Origin of the sequence: Streptomyces sp. SM18 (genome assembly GCF_002910775.2) — a bacterium.
In the GTDB taxonomy this organism is placed as follows: domain Bacteria; phylum Actinomycetota; class Actinomycetes; order Streptomycetales; family Streptomycetaceae; genus Streptomyces; species Streptomyces halstedii.
On sequence record NZ_CP029342.1, the window covers coordinates 5,275,812 to 5,297,066 of the forward strand.

At 71.5% G+C, this 21,255-nt stretch carries 24 protein-coding genes and 1 pseudogene; 19 read left to right on the forward strand and 6 right to left on the reverse strand.

Features of this window, described 5'->3' with window-relative positions:
• Nucleotides 1-98 precede the first annotated feature (98 nt).
• On the forward strand, nucleotides 99-752 hold the full coding sequence (locus B9S64_RS23930; protein ID WP_103493553.1) for an HU family DNA-binding protein: 654 nt from the start codon (nucleotides 99-101) through the stop codon (nucleotides 750-752).
• 95 nt (nucleotides 753-847) lie between these two features.
• Here B9S64_RS23930 and B9S64_RS23935 read toward each other — a convergent pair whose 3' ends face one another.
• Nucleotides 848-1,051 (reverse strand): hypothetical protein, encoded by a 204-nt coding sequence (locus B9S64_RS23935; RefSeq protein ID WP_103493554.1) that lies wholly within the window; start codon nucleotides 1,049-1,051, stop codon nucleotides 848-850.
• A 215-nt stretch (nucleotides 1,052-1,266) separates the two neighbouring features.
• Entirely contained in the window at nucleotides 1,267-1,950 is a 684-nt protein-coding gene (gene cofC, locus B9S64_RS23940; RefSeq protein ID WP_103493562.1) for a 2-phospho-L-lactate guanylyltransferase, read from the reverse strand.
• Nucleotides 1,951-2,095: 145 nt separating this feature from the next.
• Between cofC and B9S64_RS23945 the strand changes: the two genes are divergently transcribed.
• From B9S64_RS23945 to B9S64_RS23955, 3 genes are read left to right on the forward strand one after another with little or no spacing between them, the layout of a single operon-like run.
• The gene (locus B9S64_RS23945) at nucleotides 2,096-2,848 is read left to right on the forward strand and encodes a 1-acyl-sn-glycerol-3-phosphate acyltransferase (RefSeq protein ID WP_103493555.1); all 753 of its coding nucleotides are present in this window, start codon (nucleotides 2,096-2,098) and stop codon (nucleotides 2,846-2,848) included.
• Nucleotides 2,845-3,855, forward strand: coding sequence for an NAD(P)H-dependent glycerol-3-phosphate dehydrogenase (locus B9S64_RS23950; protein WP_103493556.1), 1,011 nt, complete (start codon nucleotides 2,845-2,847; stop codon nucleotides 3,853-3,855). Before B9S64_RS23945 ends, B9S64_RS23950 begins: the two co-directional genes overlap by 4 nt.
• A gap of 34 nt (nucleotides 3,856-3,889) precedes the next feature.
• Nucleotides 3,890-5,095 (forward strand): D-alanine--D-alanine ligase family protein, encoded by a 1,206-nt coding sequence (locus B9S64_RS23955; RefSeq protein ID WP_103493557.1) that lies wholly within the window; start codon nucleotides 3,890-3,892, stop codon nucleotides 5,093-5,095.
• A gap of 87 nt (nucleotides 5,096-5,182) precedes the next feature.
• Here the strand turns inward: B9S64_RS23955 and B9S64_RS23960 are convergent, their stop codons facing one another.
• Nucleotides 5,183-5,668 (reverse strand): DUF3515 domain-containing protein, encoded by a 486-nt coding sequence (locus tag B9S64_RS23960; protein WP_103493558.1) that lies wholly within the window; start codon nucleotides 5,666-5,668, stop codon nucleotides 5,183-5,185.
• A 20-nt stretch (nucleotides 5,669-5,688) separates the two neighbouring features.
• Complete coding sequence (locus tag B9S64_RS23965; RefSeq protein ID WP_103493559.1) at nucleotides 5,689-5,922, reverse strand: Lrp/AsnC family transcriptional regulator; 234 nt, start codon at nucleotides 5,920-5,922, stop codon at nucleotides 5,689-5,691.
• A gap of 321 nt (nucleotides 5,923-6,243) precedes the next feature.
• Between B9S64_RS23965 and B9S64_RS23970 the strand changes: the two genes are divergently transcribed.
• Together B9S64_RS23970 and thiD are read left to right on the forward strand one after the other, a co-directional pair.
• Entirely contained in the window at nucleotides 6,244-7,215 is a 972-nt protein-coding gene (locus B9S64_RS23970) for a thiamine-phosphate kinase (protein WP_103493560.1), read from the forward strand.
• Between the two features lie 10 nt (nucleotides 7,216-7,225).
• Nucleotides 7,226-8,035 (forward strand): bifunctional hydroxymethylpyrimidine kinase/phosphomethylpyrimidine kinase, encoded by an 810-nt coding sequence (gene thiD, locus B9S64_RS23975; protein WP_103493561.1) that lies wholly within the window; start codon nucleotides 7,226-7,228, stop codon nucleotides 8,033-8,035.
• A 108-nt stretch (nucleotides 8,036-8,143) separates the two neighbouring features.
• On the opposite strand, the gene rpmB is transcribed toward thiD, so the two are convergent.
• Nucleotides 8,144-8,329: a 50S ribosomal protein L28 gene (rpmB, locus tag B9S64_RS23980; RefSeq protein ID WP_003965989.1), complete on the reverse strand. Its 186-nt coding sequence runs from the start codon at nucleotides 8,327-8,329 to the stop codon at nucleotides 8,144-8,146.
• A gap of 252 nt (nucleotides 8,330-8,581) precedes the next feature.
• Here rpmB and B9S64_RS23985 point away from each other — a divergent pair, with 252 nt between their 5' ends.
• From B9S64_RS23985 to B9S64_RS35150, 12 genes and pseudogenes are all read left to right on the forward strand, one after another.
• Nucleotides 8,582-10,234 (forward strand): DAK2 domain-containing protein, encoded by a 1,653-nt coding sequence (locus B9S64_RS23985; protein ID WP_109492107.1) that lies wholly within the window; start codon nucleotides 8,582-8,584, stop codon nucleotides 10,232-10,234.
• A gap of 48 nt (nucleotides 10,235-10,282) precedes the next feature.
• Nucleotides 10,283-12,589 carry an ATP-dependent DNA helicase RecG gene (gene recG / locus B9S64_RS23990; RefSeq protein WP_103488934.1) on the forward strand — a complete coding sequence of 769 codons (2,307 nt, stop codon included), beginning with the start codon at nucleotides 10,283-10,285 and terminating at the stop codon, nucleotides 12,587-12,589.
• Nucleotides 12,590-12,748: 159 nt separating this feature from the next.
• The gene (gene rsmD, locus B9S64_RS23995; RefSeq protein ID WP_103489701.1) at nucleotides 12,749-13,333 is read left to right on the forward strand and encodes a 16S rRNA (guanine(966)-N(2))-methyltransferase RsmD; all 585 of its coding nucleotides are present in this window, start codon (nucleotides 12,749-12,751) and stop codon (nucleotides 13,331-13,333) included.
• A gap of 26 nt (nucleotides 13,334-13,359) precedes the next feature.
• Nucleotides 13,360-13,839 (forward strand): pantetheine-phosphate adenylyltransferase, encoded by a 480-nt coding sequence (gene coaD, locus B9S64_RS24000; RefSeq protein ID WP_181012179.1) that lies wholly within the window; start codon nucleotides 13,360-13,362, stop codon nucleotides 13,837-13,839.
• Nucleotides 13,840-13,936: 97 nt separating this feature from the next.
• Nucleotides 13,937-15,106, forward strand: coding sequence for a cell division initiation protein (locus B9S64_RS24005; protein ID WP_103489699.1), 1,170 nt, complete (start codon nucleotides 13,937-13,939; stop codon nucleotides 15,104-15,106).
• Between the two features lie 207 nt (nucleotides 15,107-15,313).
• Nucleotides 15,314-15,916, forward strand: coding sequence for a DUF177 domain-containing protein (locus B9S64_RS24010; protein ID WP_103489698.1), 603 nt, complete (start codon nucleotides 15,314-15,316; stop codon nucleotides 15,914-15,916).
• A 2-nt stretch (nucleotides 15,917-15,918) separates the two neighbouring features.
• Nucleotides 15,919-16,092 (forward strand): 50S ribosomal protein L32, encoded by a 174-nt coding sequence (gene rpmF, locus B9S64_RS24015; RefSeq protein WP_003965982.1) that lies wholly within the window; start codon nucleotides 15,919-15,921, stop codon nucleotides 16,090-16,092.
• A gap of 19 nt (nucleotides 16,093-16,111) precedes the next feature.
• Nucleotides 16,112-16,936: a ribonuclease III gene (rnc, locus tag B9S64_RS24020; protein WP_103489697.1), complete on the forward strand. Its 825-nt coding sequence runs from the start codon at nucleotides 16,112-16,114 to the stop codon at nucleotides 16,934-16,936.
• A 78-nt stretch (nucleotides 16,937-17,014) separates the two neighbouring features.
• Nucleotides 17,015-17,872, forward strand: coding sequence for a bifunctional DNA-formamidopyrimidine glycosylase/DNA-(apurinic or apyrimidinic site) lyase (mutM, locus tag B9S64_RS24025; RefSeq protein WP_103489696.1), 858 nt, complete (start codon nucleotides 17,015-17,017; stop codon nucleotides 17,870-17,872).
• A gap of 212 nt (nucleotides 17,873-18,084) precedes the next feature.
• A complete protein-coding gene (locus B9S64_RS34200) occupies nucleotides 18,085-18,297 on the forward strand; it encodes a hypothetical protein (RefSeq protein WP_146060082.1) in 213 nt (70 codons plus the stop codon).
• Nucleotides 18,298-18,349: 52 nt separating this feature from the next.
• The gene (locus tag B9S64_RS34205; RefSeq protein WP_146060081.1) at nucleotides 18,350-19,078 is read left to right on the forward strand and encodes a hypothetical protein; all 729 of its coding nucleotides are present in this window, start codon (nucleotides 18,350-18,352) and stop codon (nucleotides 19,076-19,078) included.
• Between the two features lie 83 nt (nucleotides 19,079-19,161).
• Nucleotides 19,162-19,380: pseudogene (locus B9S64_RS35150) on the forward strand (site-specific integrase); the annotation flags it as partial.
• Nucleotides 19,381-19,408: 28 nt separating this feature from the next.
• Here B9S64_RS35150 and B9S64_RS24040 read toward each other — a convergent pair.
• Nucleotides 19,409-20,380, reverse strand: a complete 972-nt coding sequence (locus tag B9S64_RS24040; protein WP_103489694.1) for a CAP domain-containing protein — start codon at nucleotides 20,378-20,380, stop codon at nucleotides 19,409-19,411.
• A 159-nt stretch (nucleotides 20,381-20,539) separates the two neighbouring features.
• On the opposite strand from B9S64_RS24040, the gene B9S64_RS24045 reads away from it, so the two are divergent.
• On the forward strand, nucleotides 20,540-20,821 hold the full coding sequence (locus tag B9S64_RS24045) for an acylphosphatase (protein ID WP_103489693.1): 282 nt from the start codon (nucleotides 20,540-20,542) through the stop codon (nucleotides 20,819-20,821).
• The last annotated feature ends 434 nt before the right edge of the window (nucleotides 20,822-21,255 follow it).

Sequence of the window (21,255 nt, forward strand, 5' to 3'; positions counted from 1 at the left end):
GATTAGCCCGTTTCGTGTTTGATTTGCGGTATATATCTGCCTAACGTGCGAAAACGCCTGAACAGTTTCGTTCCGGCAATGTCTCCGAAGGGGAAGACGTGAACAAGGCGCAGCTCGTAGAAGCGATTGCCGACAAGGTCGGCGGCAGGCAGCAGGCCGCCGACGCCGTGGATGTGGTGCTCGACGCGATCGTCCGCGCGGTCGTCGCCGGTGACCGTGTCTCGGTCACCGGTTTCGGATCGTTCGAGAAGGTCGACCGCCCGGCCCGCTACGCCCGCAACCCGCAGACGGGCGAGCGCGTGCGGGTCAAGAAGACGTCCGTGCCCCGGTTCCGCGCGGGCCAGGGCTTCAAGGACCTGGTGAGCGGCTCCAAGAAGCTCCCCAAGGGCGGCGAGGTCTCCGTCAAGAAGGCTCCCAAGGGCAGCCTCTCGGGCGGTTCTTCCACCCGTACGACGGCGAAGGCGGCCGCCAAGAAGGCCACCGCCAAGAAGGCCACGGCCCGCAAGACCACGGCGGCGGCCAAGAAGACCGCCCCGGCGAAGAAGACCACGGCGAAGAAGACGGCGCCCGCGGCCAAGAAGACCACGGCGGCGGCCAAGAAGAGCGCCCCGGCGAAGAAGGCCACGGCCACCAAGAAGGCGACCGCCACCAAGACGGCTCCCGCCAAGAAGACCACGGCGAAGACGGCGCCCGCGAAGAAGACCACGGCCCGCAAGACCGCCGCCAAGAAGGCGACCACCCGCAAGAAGTGAGAGCGGGCGGGCAGCGCTCACCGCTCGAAACGCGCCGGGCCGGGCTCCCCTCGGGGAGCCCGGCCCGCGGGCTTTCCGGAGCGCCGGCGGCGCCCTCAGAGCGTCTGGAGCGTCACCAGGGTGATGCGCAGCGACGCGCCCTCGCCCTCGGTCTCGATCCGTACCCGCTGCCCCGGCCGCAGCAGCAGCAGGCCGCCCGCGTCGAAGGCCGGGGCACCGAAGTCCACCGGGGTGCCGTCGTCCAGCAGCACACTGCCGGTCCTGGTCGCCGAGTCGTACGTGAACGAGGTCGCCTGCATGGGAGCCAGCCTAAGGGCTGTCCCGTCATCCCTGGTGGGCGCACGACGACAGCTACGGCACCTCGCCGCGTTGTCGGGACGCCCGAATACATCCAGTATGCGGACGTCCCTCCGCCTTGCGATGCTCCCCCACAGCCTGAACGGCGTGGGAGGTGCCCCCACCATCTGACGCCGCGCGCTGATCCACCACGGATCACGGGACAGCCCTTGAGGGCTTACCCGCACGCCCGTCCGGCCGCCGGGGCGCACAGGGCGGTGGTCCGGTGCCCCGCCCCCAGGGCCAGCGCCACCCGCAGGTCCTCCCCGGTGTCCACGTCCCTGCGGACCGAGTCGAGGCCCGCGGGCGGGACCTCCACCGCCCCCGACGCCAGGTGCCGGGCCCGCGACGGTCCCCCGAAAAAGGGCCGCAATTCCACACCGGAGGCGGCGGAAAGGAAAGTGGTGCCGATTCCCTGGGCGTCGGCGAGGAATGTACGGGGGAAAGCGGCCGCGAAATCCAGCACCCGTGCCAGTTCGGAGGGCCGCAGCGCCGGCAGATCCGCGTTGAGCGCGGCCACTGCGGCGTCCGGACGGTCCGCGCGCGCCGACCGGACACCGTGCTCCAGCGCCGCGTTGAGCCCGGCCGCCGGAACGTCCGCCACCGTACGGGCGCCGAGCGCGGCCAGCGCCGCCCCCGCCACCGGATCGTCCGTGACGACCACCACATCGCGCACCGCCGGGCAGGACAGCGCGGCGGACACCGTGTCCTGGGCGAACGCCAGTGCCAGCCGCGGCCGCTCCGCGCCGACCGCCCGCCCCAGCCTGCTCTTGGCGCGGGCGAGCGGTTTCAGCGGGACGACCAGGGACCAGGAGCCGGTCGGGTCGGTGTTCGTGGCGATCTCCCCCTCCGTACGCGTCAGGACCCATTCTCGCCCGCCGCTACGACAACCCGCGGGCCCGCCCCGGCGGGCGAGGCGTACGGTGTTCTCCACACAGCAGGCGCCCGGACCGGCACAGCACCGCCGCGGACCGGGCGGAGAACAGGCCCTAGAGGAAGGCGTCCGAGTGTCCCGCCGCAGAATCGGCTTCTGGTACCGCCTGGCGGCGGCCATCGCAAAACCGCCCCTGGTGGTTCTGTTCAAGCGCGACTGGCGGGGAATGGAACACATTCCGGCCGATGGCGGATTCATCACCGCGGTCAATCACAACTCGTATCTTGATCCGCTTTCGTACGGGCATTTCCAGTACAACACCGGTAGGGTACCCAGGCTCCTCGCGAAGGCCGGACTGTTCCGGGCGCCTTTCGTCGGCATGATGCTGCGCGGCACCGGTCAGATCCCCGTCTACCGCGAGACGAGCGACGCCCTGGGCGCGTTCCGGGCCGCCGTGGACGCCATCGAGCGGGGCGAATGCGTGGCCTTCTACCCGGAGGGCACCCTCACCCGCGACCCCGACATGTGGCCCATGGCCGGCAAGACCGGCGCCGCCCGCGTCGCCCTGATGACCAAGGCCCCGGTCATCCCCGTCGCCCAGTGGGGCGCCAACCTCGCGATGCCGCCGTACGCCAAGGAGAACAAGCTCCGGCTGTTCCCCCGCAAGACCCTCACGGTGCAGGCCGGGCCCCCGGTCGATCTGTCCCGCTTCCACGGCCTCGACCCCACCCCCGACGTCCTGCGCCAGGCCACCGAGGTCATCATGGCCGCGGTCACCGCGCAGCTGGAGGACGTACGCGGCGAGAAGGCGCCCGCCGAGCCCTACGATCACCGCAAGGCCCGTGCCGAACAGCGGCGCGAGGCAGAGGGAAAGGGATCCACGTGACGCACCCCGCGAAGGCAGCCGTCTTCGGAACCGGCTCATGGGGTACGGCCTTCGGCATGGTCCTCGCCGACGCGGGCTGCGACGTCACGCTCTGCGCCCGCCGCCCGGAGGTCGCCGAGGCGGTCAACCGGACCCGCACCAATCCGGACTACCTGCCGGGAATTGAGCTGCCCGCCTCGGTCCGGGCCACCACGGACCCCGCCGAGGCGCTGCGCGGCGCCGACTTCGCGGTGCTGGTCGTGCCCTCCCAGACCCTGCGCGCCAACCTCGCCGAGTGGACACCCCACCTGGAGCCCGGCACCGTCCTGGTCTCCCTGATGAAGGGCGTCGAACTCGGCACCACCAAGCGGATGAGCGAGGTCGTCCAGGACGTCACCGGGGTCGGCGCGGACCGCGTCGCCGTCGTCACGGGCCCCAACCTCGCCAAGGAGATCGCCGAACGCCGGCCCGCCGCCGGTGTCGTCGCCTGCTCCGACGAGAGCGTGGCCCAGCGGCTCCAGGCCGCCTGCCACACCTCGTACTTCCGCCCGTACACCAACACCGACGTCATCGGCTGCGAACTCGGCGGCGCCGTCAAGAACGTCATCGGCCTCGCCGTGGGCATCGCCGACGGCATGGGCCTGGGCGACAACACCAAGGGCTCGCTCATCACCCGGGGCCTCGCCGAGACCACCCGCCTGGGCCTGGCCATGGGCGCCGACCCGCTGACCTTCTCCGGACTCGCCGGACTCGGCGACCTGGTGGCCACCTGCTCCTCGCCGCTCTCGCGCAACCACACCTTCGGCACCAACCTCGGCCGCGGGATGACGCTCCAGGAGACCGTCGCCGTCACCCAGCAGACCGCCGAGGGCGTCAAGTCCTGCCGGTCGGTGCTGGATCTGGCGCGCCGGCACGGCGTCGACATGCCCATCACGGAGACGGTCGTCGGAATCGTCCACGAGGGTAAGTCCCCGGTGGTCGCGCTGAAGGAGCTGATGTCGCGCAGCGCCAAGCCCGAGCGACGCTGACCCGAGCCCTACCAGCAGGTACCCTCAACGCGATATGAGCAGCGAGAACCTCCCCCAGCGCCCTGAGAGCACCGCCGGAGCCGCACAGAGCCCCGCGAGCTCCGGACGGAGCTCCGAGCGGCCCCGCAAGCCGCGCGTGGCCGTCGTGTTCGGCGGCCGGAGCTCCGAACACGGCATCTCGGTCGTCACGGCCGGCGCCGTGATGAGCGCCCTCGACCGGACCAAGTACGACGTCCTGCCGATCGGCATCACCAGGGACGGCCGGTGGGCCCTGACGGCCGACGACCCGGTCCGCATGGCCATCACGGACCGGCGGGTCCCCGACGTGGACCAGCTCGCCGAACCGTCGGGGGGCGCCGTCACGCTCTCCGTCGACCCCGGCAACCGTGACGTCGTCGTGGGCGAACCCGGCGCGGTGCCCACGGTCCTGGGCGAGGTCGACGTCGTCTTCCCCGTGCTCCACGGCCCCTACGGCGAGGACGGCACGCTCCAGGGGCTCCTGGAACTGTCCGGAGTGCCCTACGTCGGCGCCGGGGTCCTCGCCTCCGCGATCGGCCAGGACAAGGAGTACATGAAGCGGGTGTTCACCTCCTTCGGGCTGCCGGTGGGCCCGTACGAGGTCGTCCGCCCCCGTGAGTGGGAGTCGGACCGCCCCGCCGCCCGCAAGCGCGTCATGGAGTTCGCCGCCGAACACGGCTGGCCGCTCTTCGTGAAGCCCGCCCGCGGCGGCTCGTCCATGGGCATCACCAAGGTCGAGGACGCCGCCGGACTCGACGAGGCCATCGAGGAGGCCCGCCGCCACGACCCCAAGTTCCTGGTGGAGTCCCTGCTGCGCGGCCGCGAGATCGAGTGCGGCGTGCTGGAGTTCGAGGACGGGCCGCGCGCCAGCGTGCCGGCCGAGATCCCCCCGGTCACCTCGCACGACTTCTACGACTTCGAGGCCAAGTACATCGACTCGGCGGCCGGACTGGTTCCCGCCCCGCTCACCGAGGAGCAGACCGCCGAGGTGCGGCGGCTGGCCGTGGACGCCTTCGAGGCCGCCTCCTGCGAGGGCCTGGTGCGCGCCGACTTCTTCCTCGCCGAGGACGGCACGTTCGTCATCAACGAGATCAACACCATGCCCGGGTTCACCCCGATCTCCATGTACCCGCGGATGTGGCAGGAGAGCGGCGTGAGCTACCCGGAGCTGGTGGACCGGCTGATCCAGGCGGCGCTGAACCGGTCCACCGGGCTGCGCTGACCCGCGCCAGGACTCCCGGGGCCGCCCGCGCGGGATTCCCCGGAGGCCGCGTCACGGCCCCGGGACGTCACGGCCCCGGGGGCCGCGTCACAGACTCTCGGGGACCGTCCGCGCGACGGGACCGGCGAACGCCGACAACGGGGTGATGTCATGGGCGAACTCGGTCCCGAGCGTCACCTCGACGTACGCCTCGCGGTAGGTGGTCGTGAACCGCGGACCGGCGTCCTCCCGCTGCTCCAGCAGCCAGTTGACGCCGTCCGCGTCGACCCCCTTGGACTGGGCGTCGTCCATCCGCGAGGGTCGCGGGACGCCGCAGCGCAGTACGATCGCCCCGTCCCCCCAGCCGGCGGTCAGCGCCGAGTCCGGTTCGGGGTCACTGCGTTCCAGGTCCACGACGGTCTCGGGCAGTTCCCTGTGCAGGGCCTCGCAGTACGCGGCGGCCCGGGACGACGGCGTGGGAACCGTGACCGCGGGCTGCCCGCCACCGGTGGAGCAGCCCGCCGCGGCCAGGACGGCCAGGGCGGCGGACGGGACGAGGCGGGCGGAGCGGGACCGGCGGCGGAGATGCGTCACCGGACCAGCGTAGACGGGGGTCAGAGGTGGACGATGGGGCAGGTCAGGGTTCGGGTGATGCCTTCCACCTGCTGGACTTTGGCGACCACCATGCGGCCGAGCGCGTCGACCGTCTCGGACTGCGCGCGCACGATCACGTCGTAGGGGCCTGTCACGTCTTCTGCCTGGATCACTCCCGGGATCTTTCCGATGGTCTGGGCGACGGTCGACGCCTTGCCCACTTCGGTCTGGATGAGGATGTACGCCTGTACCACGGAACCTCCAAGGCGGCCACGAGGATCATGTGGGGGAAAGGGACGCCACGTTATCGCGTCGCCGTGTGCCACGGGGAGACCTGGGGGCCGCCCGGCGCCCCGAGCGTGGCGTACGGACCACGGACGCCGACGTGTCCCGTGACGGTACCGACAGCGGTGGGGCCTCGCGACCGCGAGCCCGCCGGAGCGGAGGAGGGCCGGCCGCGCCGGTGCGCCCCGGGGCCGTCGGCGTGCTCCGCGGGCCGGACCGGGGCCCCGGCCCCGGAACCGCTGAAGCAGCCCGGACAGACGTCCGGTGCGATAGATGAGAGGTGAGACTCGGTGAAGGGAACCGTGGGCGAGTTGGGGGAGTTCGGGCTCATCAGAGAGCTCACTTCCCGGCTCACCACCACTCCGGCGGTACGGCTGGGACCGGGCGACGACGCCGCGGTCGTGGCCGCTCCCGACCGCAGGGTCGTGGCCAGTACGGACATCCTGCTGGAGGGCCGGCACTTCCGCCGCGACTGGTCGACGGCGTACGACGTCGGCCGCAAGGCGGCCGCACAGAACCTCGCCGACATCGCGGCCATGGGCGCCGTACCCACCGCCCTGCTCCTCGGCCTCGTCGTCCCCGCCGACCTCCCGGTCACCTGGGCCGCCGAACTCATGGACGGCCTGCGGGACGAATGCCAGGTGGCCGGCGCGGCCGTGGTCGGCGGGGACGTCGTCGGCGGCGACACGATCACCGTCTCCATCACCGCGCTCGGAGACCTGCGCAACCACGAACCCGTCACCCGGTCCGGCGCCCGGCCCGGCGACGTCGTCGCCGTCACCGGCTGGCTCGGCTGGTCCGCCGCCGGATTCGCCGTCCTCTCCCGGGGGTTCCGCTCCCCGCGGGCCTTCGTGGAGGCCCACCGGCGGCCCGAACCGCCGTACCACGCGGGCCCCGCGGCGGCCGGACTCGGCGCCACCGCCATGACCGACGTCAGCGACGGACTCGTCGCGGACCTCGGGCACATCGCCGAGGCCAGCACGGTGCGGATCGACCTCAGGGCCGGGCTCATCGACATCCCCTCGCAGATGTCCGACATCGGCCAGGCCGTCGGTGTGGACCCCCTGCAATGGGTGCTCACCGGGGGAGAGGACCACGCGATCGTGGCGACGTTCCCGCCGGACGTGAAGCTCCCGGCCCGCTGGAAGGTGATCGGGGAGGTCCTCAACCCCTCGGCGCTGCCCCAGGTCACGGTCGACGGGGCGCCCTGGACGAGCAAGGGCGGCTGGGACCATTTCGGGTCCATCGAGGACGCCCAGTAGATTCCGGTCCATGACCGTTTCCACAGCTGTCCCGCCCCGTGTGCTCACCGTCGCCGGATCGGACTCCGGCGGCGGTGCCGGCATCCAGGCCGACCTGAAGACGATGCTGGCCCTCGGCACCCACGGTATGAGCGTGCTGACCGCGGTGACCGCCCAGAACTCGCTGGGTGTGCAGGGCGCCTGGGAACTGCCCGCCGAAGCCGTGCGGGCCCAGTACCGCAGTGTGGTGGACGACATAGGCGTCCAGGCCGTGAAGACCGGCATGCTCGCCTCGGCCGCACTCGTCGAGACCGTCGCCGGACTCCTGGCCGGCACCGGCGCCCCGGTGGTCGTGGACCCGGTCGGCGTCTCCAAGCACGGGGACGCGCTGCTCGCCGCCGAGGCCCTCGACTCCGTACGCGCGAAGCTGCTGCCCCTCGCCACCGTGGCCACCCCCAACCTCGACGAGGTGGCCTGGCTCACCGGCCTCACCGTCACCGACGAACCCGGCATGCGCGAGGCCGCCGGCCGGCTGCTCGCCTTCGGGCCCCGCTGGGTGCTCGTCAAGGGCGGCCACCTCCCCGGTGACGCCGTCGATCTGCTCACCGACGGCGGCGAGGAGCACTGGCTGCGCGCCCCCCGGCTCGACAACCGGCACACCCACGGCACCGGCTGCACCCTGGCCTCGGCCATCGCCTGCCTGCTCGCCAGGGGCCAGGACGTGCCGAGCGCCGTCCGGGGCGCGAAGGAGTACGTCACCGGCGCCATCCGGGCCGGATTCGCGCTCGGCGCCGGGATCGGGCCCGTCCACCACGGCTGGTCGGCACGGACCACCGGCTGAGCCGGTACGGCCGGTCCACCCGCGACCGGGAAGAGGACAGCAAAAAGCCGGTCCACCGAGATGGACCGGCTTTTCGGGCAACCGGAAGGCTGCGCTACGACGGGAACGTCAGCGCGCGACCTTGCCGGCCTTGATGCACGAGGTGCAGACGTTGAGCCGCTTCGGCGTCCGACCGACCACGGCACGCACGCGCTGGATGTTGGGATTCCAGCGACGGGACGTACGGCGGTGCGAGTGCGAAATGCTGTTGCCGAAGCTCGGCCCCTTGCCGCAAACGTCGCAGTTGGCAGCCACGGGTCACTCCAAAGACTTCAGGTGCACTTACAGTGAATTCCGGCGCGCCGGAATCATTGCTGAAGTGGCGGTACCGGAGGAATGGCCCGACTTTCGTCGGGCAACCGAAGCAGCATACAACGGCTGCTCCGGGGATACGAAACTACCATGGCTCACCGGTCCCCCCGTCCGCACCTGTCCCCGCCGGGACCGGGCCCTGGGACTACCCTGCGGTGCAGTCCAGCCCCCACGGCCGCTTCAAGGAGGACCCCGGTGCCGCAGCCCCCCGACGCCCTGGACGCCGTCGCGGTGCGCACCTGGTGCTCCCTCGCCCTGGACGCGCTGGGCCGGGAACGCGAGGCGATCGACGCCATCAACGTCTATCCCGTGGCGGACGGCGACACCGGCACCAACCTCTACCTGACCATGGAGTCCGCGGCGGCGGCCGTCGAAGCCGTCTTCGCCGCCCACGAGACCGGCACCACCGTCCCCGCCCCCGCCGACGTCGTACGCGCCATGGCGCACGGCGCGCTGATCGGGGCCCGGGGGAACTCCGGCACGATCCTGGCCCAGTTGCTGCGCGGGATGGCGGGGGTCCTGGCCGAGGCCGGTGACGCGGACCACCTGCGCCGGGCGCTGGCCGAGGCCGCGGCCTCGGCCCGGCTGGCCGTCGCCCACCCCGTGGAGGGCACCGTGCTGACCGTCGCCACCGCGGCCGCCGAGGGCGCCGGGGCCGCGGAACCGGGCGTGGGCCTCACGGCGGTGGCCGCCGCCGCGTACGCCGGGGCGTGCGCCGCGCTGGCCCGGACCCCCGAGCGGCTCGCCGTCCTCGGCCGGGCCGGCGTCGTGGACGCGGGCGGACAGGGACTGGTGACCGTCCTCGGCGCCCTGCTGGAGGCGGTCGGCGGGCGGGCCCCGGCCGGACCGGTCCTCAGGGCACCCGGCGGGACGTCCGGAGGGACGCCGCCCCTCACCGGCGCCTGCGCCGAGGCGGACCCGGAGGGCGGCCCCGCCTTCGAGGTGATCTACCTGCTGGAGGCCTCCGACGAGGCCGTCGGCCGACTCCGTACCCGGCTGGACGCGCTCGGTGACTGCCTGGTGGTGGTCGGCGGCGACGGCCTCTGGAACGTCCACGTCCACGTGGACGACGCCGGGGCCGCCGTGGAGGCCGGAGTCGAGGCGGGCCGGCCCCACCGCATCCGGATCACCCACTTCGCGGCCGACCGGATGCGGGCCCACCGCGAACCCGTCCACCGCGAACCGGCCCAGCGCGCCGTCGTCGTGGTCGTCCCCGGCGACGGGCTTCTCGGCCTGTGCGCCGAGGCCGGGGCGACCACCGTCCTCGCCCGCCCCGGCGAACCGCCCGCCAGCGGTGAACTCGTCGACGCGATCCGCCGCGCGCACGCCCGCGAGGTGGTCCTGCTGCCCAACGACGCCGAACTGCGCCACACCGCCGCGGCCGCCGCCGAACAGGCGCGGGCCGAGGGCGTCCGCGTCGCCCTGATCCCCACCCGGGCCGCCGTCCAGGGCATCGCCGCCCTCGCCGTCCACGAACCCGGCCGCGGTTTCGACGAGGACGTGGTCGCCATGACCGCCGCGGCCGGCGCCACCCGGTACGCCGAACTCGCCGTCGCCGAACGGCAGTCGTGGACCACCGCCGGCATCTGCCAGGCAGGCGACGTCCTCGGCCTGATCGACGGCGACATCGCCGTCATCGGCGACGACGTCACCGGCACGGCCCGCACCGTCCTGGACCGGATGCTGTCGGCCGGCGGCGAACTCGTCACCCTCGTCCTGGGCGAGGAAGTGCCGGACGCCCTGGCCGGGGTCCTGGAGGAGCACGTACGCGAGGGACACCTCGCCGTCGACACCGTGATCTACCGGGGCGGCCCCCGGACGACACCCCTGCTGATCGGTGTGGAGTGAGCGGTTCCGGCGCAGCCGTCACCGCGATTGTCGGTGCCGTGGTGTGCAATGGAGCGCGTGTCTGCGTTCGATGAACCACTCAAGAAGCTGCTCGGCGGACCGACCGCGAAGGTGATGGCGGACCACCTCGACCTGCACACGGTCGGTGACCTCCTGCACCACTACCCGCGCCGGTACGAGGAGCGCGGCCGCCTCACCGCGCTCACCGACCTCCCGCTGGACGAGCACGTGACGGTCGTCGCCCAGGTCGCCGACGCCCGGGTCATGACGTTCAACGGCGGCCGTGGCAGGCGCCTGGAGGTCACCCTCACCGACGGCAGCGGACGGCTCCAGCTGGTCTTCTTCGGACACGGCGTCCACAAGCCGCACAAGGAACTGCTGCCGGGCCGCCGGGCGATGTTCGCGGGCAAGGTCTCCGTGTTCAACCGCAAGCTCCAGCTCGCCCACCCGACCTACCAGCTCCTGGACGTGCGCGACGAGGACGAGGCGACCGAGGCCGCCGACGCCTTCGCCGGACAGCTGCTGCCGATCTACCCCGCCTGCAAGCAGCTCGACTCCTGGCGGATCGCCAAGGCCGTGGACACCGTCCTGCCCAGCGCCGGGGAAGCGGTCGACCCGCTGCCCCCGTCCCTGCGCGAAGGACGCGGCTTCGTCTCCCTGCCCGAGGCGCTGCTCAAGATCCACCGCCCGCACACCAAGGCGGACGTGGCCGCCGCGCGCGAGCGGCTGAAGTGGGACGAGGCCTTCGTCCTCCAGGTCGCCCTCGCCCGCCGCCGCCACTCCGACACCGAACTCCCGGCCGCCGCCCGCGGGCCGGTGCCCGGCCGGCTGCTCGACTCCTTCGACGCCGGGCTGCCCTTCACCCTCACCGAGGGCCAGCGCATGGTCACCGACGAGATCTTCCGCGACCTGGCCACCGAACACCCCATGCACCGGCTGCTCCAGGGCGAGGTGGGATCCGGCAAGACCCTGGTCGCCCTGCGTGCCATGCTGCGCGTCGTCGACGCGGGCGGCCAGACCGCGCTGCTCGCCCCCACCGAGGTCCTTGCCCAGCAGCACCACCGCTCGATCACCGAGATGATGGGCGAGCTGGCCGAGAACTGGGGGCTGTGGCGCGAAGCGCCTCTCGACGAGGGGCGGCGGCCGGATGACGGGCGGGCGCCCGGCGGCTCGGGCCGGGGCACCAAGGTGGTGCTGCTCACCGGCTCCATGGGCACCGCGGCCCGCCGCCAGGCCCTGCTCGACCTGGTCACCGGCGAGGCCGGGATCGTCATCGGGACCCACGCGCTGATCGAGGACAAGGTGAAGTTCCACGACCTCGGCCTGGTCGTCGTGGACGAGCAGCACCGCTTCGGGGTGGAACAGCGCGACGCGCTGCGCTCCAAGGGCAAGCAGCAGCCCCACCTCCTCGTCATGACCGCCACCCCCATCCCCCGTACGGTCGCGATGACGGTCTTCGGCGACCTGGAGACCTCCGTCCTGGACCAGCTCCCGGCCGGCCGCTCGCCCATCGCCAGCCATGTCGTCCCCGCCAAGGACAAGCCGCACTTTCTCGACCGGGCCTGGGAGCGGGTCCGCGAGGAGGTCGAGGGCGGGCACCAGGCGTACGTCGTGTGCCCCCGCATCGGTGACGACACCGACGAGGCCGCCGAGAAGAAGGGCAAGAAGGGCGACGCCGCCCCGGACGACGCCGAGAAGAAGGGCAAGAAGGGCGACGCCGCCGCGGACGACGCCGAGAAGCGCCCGCCGCTCGCGGTCCTGGAGATCGCCGCGCAGCTCGCCCGGGGGCCGCTCGCGGGGCTCCGGATCGAGGTGCTGCACGGCAGGATGCCCCCCGACGAGAAGGACGACGTGATGCGCCGGTTCGCCGCCGGCCGGGTGGACGTCCTGGTCGCCACGACCGTCATCGAGGTCGGGGTGAACGTCCCCAACGCCACCGCCATGGTGATCATGGACGCGGACCGCTTCGGCGTCTCGCAACTGCACCAGCTGCGCGGACGCGTCGGACGCGGCTCCGCCCCCGGCCTCTGCCTCCTGGTCAGCGAGGCCCACGAGGCGAGCCCCGCCCGCGCCAGGCTCTCCGCCGTCGCCGCCACCCTCGACGGCTTCGAACTCTCCCGGATCGACCTCGAACAGCGCCGCGAGGGCGACGTCCTCGGCCAGGCCCAGTCCGGGGTCCGCTCCTCCCTGCGCGTGCTCAGCGTCATCGACGACGAGGAGGTCATCGCCGCCGCCCGCGAGGAGGCCGTCCGGATCGTCGCCGACGACCCCGCCCTGGAGCGGCTGCCGGAGCTGCGCACCGCCCTGGACGCCCTGCTCGACAAGGACCGGGAGGAGTACCTCGACAAGGGCTGACCGGCGCCGCGCGGGCGTCCCGCCCCGCAGGCCCGCCGGTGCGGCGGGGCGCCCCGCGAGGGGCGACCGGCACCGGGGCGGACCCGACGCCATATCGTGGGAGCACGGCGCGCGTCCCACCCCTGCGCGCCGCCCGCGACCCCCGAGGACCAGACACCCATGACCCGCGTGATCGCAGGTGTGGCCGGCGGACGCCGCCTGGCCGTCCCGCCCGGCACCGGCACCCGCCCCACCTCCGACCGGGCACGCGAAGGCCTCTTCTCCACCTGGGAGGCGCTCCTGGGCACCCTCGACGGCGTCCGCGTCGCCGATCTCTACGCGGGCTCCGGCGCCGTGGGTCTCGAAGCGCTCTCCCGGGGAGCCGCGCACGTCCTGCTCGTCGAGGCCGACGCCAGGGCCGCGCGCACCGTCCGGGAGAACGTCCGCGCCCTCGGGCTGCCGGGCGCCGAGGTGCGTACCGGCAAAGCGGAACAGACCGTGACGGGACCGGTGCCCGCGGACCCCTACGGCGCGGTCTTCCTGGACCCGCCGTACGCCGTCACCGACGACGATCTTCGCGAGATCCTGCTCACACTCCGTGCCCAGGGGTGGCTCACGGGCGATGCCCTCGTCACCGTGGAACGGAGCACCAGAGGCGGAGAATTCGCCTGGCCCGAAGGGTTCGATCCCCTGCGGGCCCGCCGTTACGGCGAGGCGACGTTTTGGTACGGTCGCGCCGCCTCTACGTGCGAAGACGCACGATGACCGCACCGGAGAGCGAGGGAACCACGTTGCGCCGCGCCGTCTGTCCCGGGTCGTTCGACCCCATCACCAACGGACATCTCGACATCATCGGTCGGGCCTCGAAGCTGTACGACGTCGTGCACGTCGCCGTGATGATCAACCAGTCCAAGAAGGGGCTGTTCACGGTGGACGAGCGGATCGACCTGATCCGCGAGGTCACGGCCGACTTCGGCAACGTCGAGGTCGAGTCCTTCCACGGCCTGCTGGTCGACTTCTGCAAGGAGCGCGACATCCCGGCGATCGTGAAGGGCCTGCGGGCTGTCAGCGACTTCGACTACGAGTTGCAGATGGCCCAGATGAACAACGGTCTCTCCGGCGTCGAGACGCTCTTCGTGCCGACGAACCCGACGTACAGCTTCCTGTCGTCCTCGCTGGTCAAGGAGGTCGCCACCTGGGGCGGGGACGTGTCGCACCTGCTGCCGCCGGCCGTCCACCAGGCCCTGGTGGAACGGATCCGCCGCCCGTGAGCCGCTGACGGGCCGTCACCAGGTGTCGGACGGGAGGCCACTGGCCGTACAGTCGTCCCGTCCGTCTCCAACAGCAGCAGAGAGTGGCGAGCACACGGTGGACGTGCAGAAGAAGCTCGACGAGATCGTCGAAACGGTCGGGAACGCCCGCTCCATGCCCATGTCGGCTTCCTGCGTGGTCAACCGCGCCGAGCTGCTCGCGTTGCTCGAAGAGGTGCGCGACGCCCTGCCCAACTCGCTCGCGCACGCCGAGGAGGTCCTCGGAGGCCGCGAGCAGGTCGTCGAGCAGGCCCGGCAGGAGGCGGGGCGGATCATCGAGTCCGCCCGCGCCGAGCGCGAGTCGCTGATCGCCGGCACCGAGGTCGCCCGGCGCTCCCAGGCCGAGGCCGACCGCATCCTGAGCGAGGCCCGCCGGGAGGCCGAGGAGGTCCGCGGCGAGGCCGACGAGTACGTCGACAGCAAGCTCGCCAACTTCGAGGTCGTCCTCACCAAGACCATCGGCTCCGTCGACCGGGGCCGCGAGAAGCTCCTGGGCCGCGGCGAGGGGACCGACCCCCAGGGCTACGAGGACCCGGACTACGCCGAGGCCCCGGAGCGCAGCGGCGACCCCGAGACCCTCAGGCGGCGCGCGGACGAGTACGTCGACGCCAAGTTCGGCGCCTTCGAGGCCGTCCTCGCCAAGACCCTGGAAGCCGTCGGCCGCGGCCGGCAGAAGCTGCACGGCCGGGTCGCCACCGACGAGCTGGGCGCGCACATGGCGGCCCAGGACGCGGCGGGCGGCCGGCTCCACACCAGCGACGAGGACCACTGGGCCGGACTGGCCGAGCTGGCCGCCCCGCAGCAGCAGGCCCCGCAGCAGCCCGTGTACGCCGAGCCCGCGCGGCAGGACTACGCGCCGGCGGCCGACTACCAGGACCCGGCGCAGGCCGACTACCAGGGCCCCGCGCAGGCCGGCTTCCAGGGGTCCCAGGACCCCGCGCAGGCCGGCTTCGCGGCCCAGGTCCCGCAGGAGGCCCCGTACGCGCAGACCTACGCCTACCAGGACCAGCCGCTCCAGCCGGACGGCTACGGCTACCAGGCGCAGCCCGACCCGTACGGCTACCAGTCCCAGCCCCAGGCCTACGACCCGAACCAGCAGGACTACGGCTGGTCCCCGCAGCCCCAGGCCCCCGCCCCGCAGGGCGACGGCGCGCTCGACGAGACCAGCCTCTTCGACACGAGCATGATCGACCTGGAGCAGCTGCGCCGGTACGAACAGGGGCGCTGAGCCGGCCGGGCCGCCGCCCGGAAGGACCGGATTGGGAGCTGAGCGGTGCGTCCAGTATCCTGGCTCCTCGGTCGCGCGTATGTACGTGATCCAGGCTGCCCGCTTCCCCTCAGGGGCGGGGGCGGTCCTCCCGAAGCCGCACATCGCACATGACTTTCGAAAGCAGGAGAAGCCCTGAACGGTCACCTCGACCACCGCAACCCCCTCGTGTTCGACACGCGCGAGCTGGGTCGGCGTCCCGGTGCCATGAAGCGGCTGACCCGGACGGTGGAAGCGCCGCAGGACCTCGGTATCGACGGGGTCATCGGTGTGCCGGAGAAGGCGCCCCTGGCGCTGGACCTCCGCCTCGAATCGGTCATGGAGGGGGTGCTCGTCACGGGCACCGCCCGCGCGACGGCCGAGGGGGAGTGCGTAAGGTGTCTGGAGCCGCTGACCCTGGAGGTCGAAGCGGACTTCCAGGAGATGTTCTCGTACCCTGACGCCGACGACCGGAGCCGCAGCGCGGATCCGGTCGACGACGCCGAGGACGACGAGGACAGGTTCTTTCTCGAGGACGGTTTGTTCGACCTCGAAACCGTGCTGCGTGACGCGGTGGTGCTCGCACTGCCGTTGCAGCCGGTGTGCAAGGAGACCTGTGCCGGTCTGTGTTCCGAATGCGGGATCAGGCTGGACGAGAATCCGGGCCACCACCACGATGCCGTCGACATCCGTTGGGCGGCACTGCAAGGACTCGCCGACACCGTTCAGGACGGCGAGAAGGACAACATGGGCGGCGCCGAACCTGGCGTCGACGAGAAGCAGGAGAAGTAGCCGTGGCTGTTCCGAAGCGGAAGATGTCGCGCAGCAACACGCGCCACCGCCGGTCGCAGTGGAAGGCTGCGGTCCCCACCCTGGTTTCGTGCGAGCGTTGCCAGGAGCCGAAGCTGCAGCACATCGCGTGCCCGAGCTGCGGCACCTACAACAAGCGCCAGGTCCTCGAGGTCTGAGCGGCTGGTGAGAGGCCCGATGTCTGAGTTGTCCAGCGCCAAGAAGCAGGCAGACAACATCAACACAGCCTCGTCCCACACGCTTCTGGAAGGGCGGCTCGGGTATCACCTCGAGTCCGCCCTTCTGGTGCGTGCGCTGACCCACCGTTCGTACGCGTACGAGAACGGCGGTCTGCCCACCAACGAGCGGCTGGAGTTCCTCGGGGACTCGGTGCTCGGCCTGGTGGTCACGGACACGCTGTACCGGACCCACCCCGACCTGCCCGAAGGCCAGTTGGCCAAGTTGCGGGCCGCGGTGGTCAATTCGCGTGCGCTTGCGGAGGTGGGCCGCGGGCTCGACCTCGGCTCCTTCATCCGGCTCGGCCGCGGTGAAGAGGGCACGGGGGGCCGGGACAAGGCTTCCATCCTCGCCGACACCCTCGAAGCGGTGATCGGCGCCGTCTATCTCGACCAGGGCCTCGACGCGGCCTCGGAGCTGGTGCACCGGCTCTTCGACCCGTTGATCGACAGGTCCTCCAACCTCGGGGCCGGCCTGGACTGGAAGACCAGTCTCCAGGAACTCACCGCGAGCGAGAGTCTCGGCGTGCCCGAGTACCTTGTCACGGAGACCGGCCCGGACCACGAGAAGACCTTCACTGCTGCCGCTCGCGTCGGTGGTGTCTCGTACGGCACCGGCACCGGCCGTAGCAAGAAGGAAGCGGAGCAGCAGGCGGCCGAGTCCGCCTGGCGCGAGATCAGCGCCGCCGCCGAGGCGCGGGAGGCGGCGGCGAAGTCCGCCGCCGGGGCAGGGGCCGCCGACATCCCTGCCGCGAACCCGTCGCACACGGACGCCGCTCCGGCCTGACCCGGTGAGAGCCCCCCGGTGCCGCCTGGCACCGGGGGGCTCTCGCTGTCCCGACCCCGTTCCCCGAGGAGCACCGCGATGCCCGAACTGCCCGAGGTCGAAGTCGTCCGCAGGGGGCTGGAGCACTGGGTCTCCGGGCGCACGGTCGAGGGCGTGGACGTCCTGCACCCGCGTGCCGTCCGCCGTCACCTCGCGGGCGGCACCGATTTCGCGGCCCGGCTCACGGGTCTGCGCTTCGGGACCGCGATGCGGCGCGGCAAGTACCTGTGGATCCCCCTGGACGAGGTGTCCGCCTCACTGCTCGGCCACCTCGGCATGAGCGGCCAGCTGCTCGTCCAGCCGTCCGACGCCCCGGACGAGAAGCACCTGCGGATCCGGGTCCGCTTCGCCGACGACCTCGGCACCGAGATGCGCTTCGTCGACCAGCGGACCTTCGGCGGCCTCTCGGTCCACGACAACACCCCGGACGGGCTGCCCGACGTCATCGCGCACATCGCCCGCGACCCGCTGGACCCGGCCTTCGACGACGCCGCGTTCCACACGGCGCTGCGCCTGCGCCGTACGACGATCAAGCGCGCCCTGCTCGACCAGTCCCTGATCAGCGGGGTCGGCAACATCTACGCGGACGAGGCGCTGTGGCGCGCCGGGATCCACTACGAGCGGCCGACGGCGTCCTTCACCCGGCCGAGGACGGCGGAACTGCTCGGCCACGTCCGGGCCGTGATGCGCGAGGCCCTCGACCAGGGCGGCACCAGCTTCGACAGCCTGTACGTCAACGTGAACGGCCAGTCCGGCTACTTCGACCGCTCGCTGGACGCCTACGGGCGCGAGGACGAGCCCTGCCACCGCTGTGGGACGCCGATCCGGCGTCGGCCGTGGATGAACCGTTCCAGCTACTTCTGCCCGCGCTGCCAGCGGCCGCCCCGCCCGGCCTGACCGGACGGCCGGCCTGCGGACCGGGCCCGAAGGCCCCGGATCCGGCGGGGGTGTCCGGCTCAGAAGCCGAAGAAATGGTGGATCAAGTTGGTGATCTGCGGCCACTAGTCGATCAACACGGCCACCTGCAATTTAACTTTCGCCTCCTGTCTAGACGGGGATAAGTGGCACTAGGTGGTGCGCCGGGCGGCGCAGTCCCGTACTCTTGCTGCATGACGACGCTGATGGATCCACAGGTACGCGAACGTACCCGTGCACGCCGAGTCGAGCTCTCGAAAGGGATTGGGGAGCCGACGGCGGGCGAGCGTCGTGCGCGCGAGGGCATCAGGGCTTCTTTCGACCGCCTGGATGGCAGCGACGGGGCGTACCTCGCACTTCTCACGGGAGCGTCAATCGAGGATCTTCGTCGCGTCGGCGCTGCCTGAGCGGAGTCTGTAGTACGTGACCAGGCCCCGCCTTCGTCCCACGTTACGTTGCGTGCACGAAGATCTTGGCGTTTCTATCCCGTCGGTGACGACTCCTCTGCACGAGATAGATCATCCTCTCGTGGCTCGCGCTCAGCAGCAGGCTGATGTGGCGCCCACGGAGAAGATCGCCAGCATTGATGACGTTGTGCTGCTTAAGTGCAAGCCGGGCGGTTCACGCTGGCGCGGAGCGGTTTGGGAAGATCAGAGCCTCGGTTCGGCTTGGCTTGTAGCTGCGGGGCAGCGCACAGCTGGAGCTCGTGACGACTTCTATCGACAGCTGTGTGATAGATGCACGCGAAAGCGGACTGCTCTAAATCGTGCTGGCGAGGAGTTGGAGCCGGGCAAGCGCACGTATAGCAAGCATCTCCTGCCGACCGATGATGATCAACTGCGCCTGAAAGCTGAGCGCGCCTATCAGGATCTGCAAGATGCGCGCGAGCGTGTCCCACAGTTGATCAAGGAAGCGCGAGGGAGCGCTGGGAAGCCGGTTCGTGGCGAGGTTTTCGGCACTGCCGTTGAGGCCGTTGTTTACACTGCTCTCGGCAGCTTCGATGAGCTCTACCTTGGCTTGAGGGTCATCGGCTCCGCGCCGGCGGGCGTCTATCACCTCATCTTGCAGCTAGCGGTACCTGAGGCCCTGGCAGATGATTGGGAGCCGATTGAGGCACCGCATAGGCCTGGTGAGCCTGGCGAGATCTTTTATTACACGCTGCTTGAGGTCCCAAGGCTGCGCAGCTGACTCACACCGAGTAGGGGTTATGAGCGGTTCGCGCGCCCGAAACGGCTCCTCGTACCCATCAACTCACCCCGACCCCCACCCCGTCCGCTCTACGGCATTTCTATGCTTCGGTGCTCCTGGACGCGGGGAGAGCATCAAGGTGCTGAGCGAGTACGAGTACCTGGGCCACCATGACCCCGGCTTCACACTGCGGACTTACACGCAATTGATGCCGTCGAGCGAGACCCGTACGCGCGCCCGCCGTGGATGCAGCCTGGGCCGCCCCGGCTGCCGATAGCGGCCCGGAGACGGCCCAGGAATAGGGATAGGTCGCGTTGACCTGCGGGGTTCTTAGAAGCCGAAGTCCTGCGTCCACCAGGGGCCGCCGGAGCCGAGGTGCACACCCACGCCGAGCGTCGTGTAGTCGCAGTTGAGGATGTTGGCGCGGTGGCCGTCGCTGGCCATCCAGGCGTCCATCACCGCCTGGGCGTCGGCCTGGCCGCGGGCTATGTTCTCGCCGCCCAGACCCGTCACCCCGGCCGCTTCGGCGCGGTCCCACGGGGTCGCGCCGTCGGGGTCGGTGTGGCCGAAGAAGTCGCGGGCCGCCATGTCCTCGCTGAAGGCCTGGGCGAGCGCGGTGAGCGAGGCGCTGGCGGTGACCGGGCTGCAGCCGACCTTGGCGCGTTCCTGGTTGACCAGGGAGAGCACGGCGGCCTGGGCGGTGGTCGCCGCCGGGGCGCTCGCCGAGCGGCTGGGGGAGGCGGACGCCGTCTTCGGCGCCGGGGCCTTGGTGGTGGGGCTCGCGCTCTTCTCGGGGACGGCGGTCTTCGGAGCCGTGGTCGTCCGTTCGGGCGTGGCCGTGGCGGTCTTCGAGGGCGCCTCGGTCGTCGCCGGAGCGGACGACGGCTTCGTGCCGCGTTCCGAGGCCGCGGCCGAGGGCTTGTCGTCGGTGCCGGCGGTCTTCGAGGGTGCCGCGGAACGGCCGCCGCCCCGGTCCGCCCCCGAGGAGGCCGCGGCGGAGGCGCCGTCGGTGGGGGACTCGGAGGAGCCGCCCTGCGTCAGCAGATCGGGTGCCCCGCCGGTCCGGTACGGGTCGGCGGTGGTGTCGCCGCTGACGCTGTACGTGTCGCCGCCGGGCAGCAGACCCGAGGCGACGGCGACCGCGCCGACGGCCACGGCGGCGGAGACCCCGAGGAGCCCGGCGCGCAGGGGTACTCCGGCCCGCTTCTTGCCATGGCCCTGACGGGTGGCCCGGTGTCCGCCCCCGGCACCGGCCGCGTTCTGCTCGGCAGGAGCTGCGCCCGCGCGTCGATGGCGTCCCATGAGCTGTGCCTTCCTCGTCCTCCAGGCGGCGCCGAGCGCGACGTCACCGTGTTCGCTGCCGCACTCACCCGTTCGGGTGAGGCTTGTGCGAGGGGACTGTACGCCATGGCGTACGGGGGCGACGTGCCCCGCGCGTATTCGCCCGGTTAGCGTTCGGACATGAATGAAGAGGCACGACTCGTCGTCTGGGTACGCGGTCAAGTACAGCAAGTGGGCTTTCGCTGGTTCACCAGGGAAAACGCATTGGGGATCGGCGGTCTCACCGGCTTCGCCCTCAATCTCGACGACGGCCGGGTCCAGGTCGTGGCCGAAGGGCCGCGTGAGAATTGCCACCGTCTGCTCGAATGGCTCGCCTCCGACGACACGCCCGGCCGGGTGGACGGAGTCACTGAGATCTGGGACACGCCTCGCGGCGGTTACGAGGGATTCGCCATCCGCTGATCACGCCCCCCGCGAGCCGGCGCCGATCCCCCGTGCGACCGGCGCGCGCCGAAAGGCGACCGGGCCGATCCGGATCCTCCGCACCCGAAATGACCTGCGAAAAAACCGAGGAGCGACCCATGGTTGCCAAGAACGGGAACTCGTGCCAGGCTGCGGCATTGACGAAGATCTCCACGCCCCTCGGGACCCCGAAGGAGAGCCGCGCCCGATGATCACCGGGCGGGGCGCCCCCGGGACACCCGCCTCCATGGGGCGTGATCGTGTTGACCGTCAAACTTTTTGGTGAGACGCTGAAAACCCCGCGCACCTTACCTGTTCGGCAGAGCTCGTCGGTAGCAGAACCACAGTGATGACAGGGCGAAGCCGAGCACCGCGGGTGCGATTCCCTCACGACCCACACCGCATCGGTCGGTCACTCATTGTGGAGGACCATC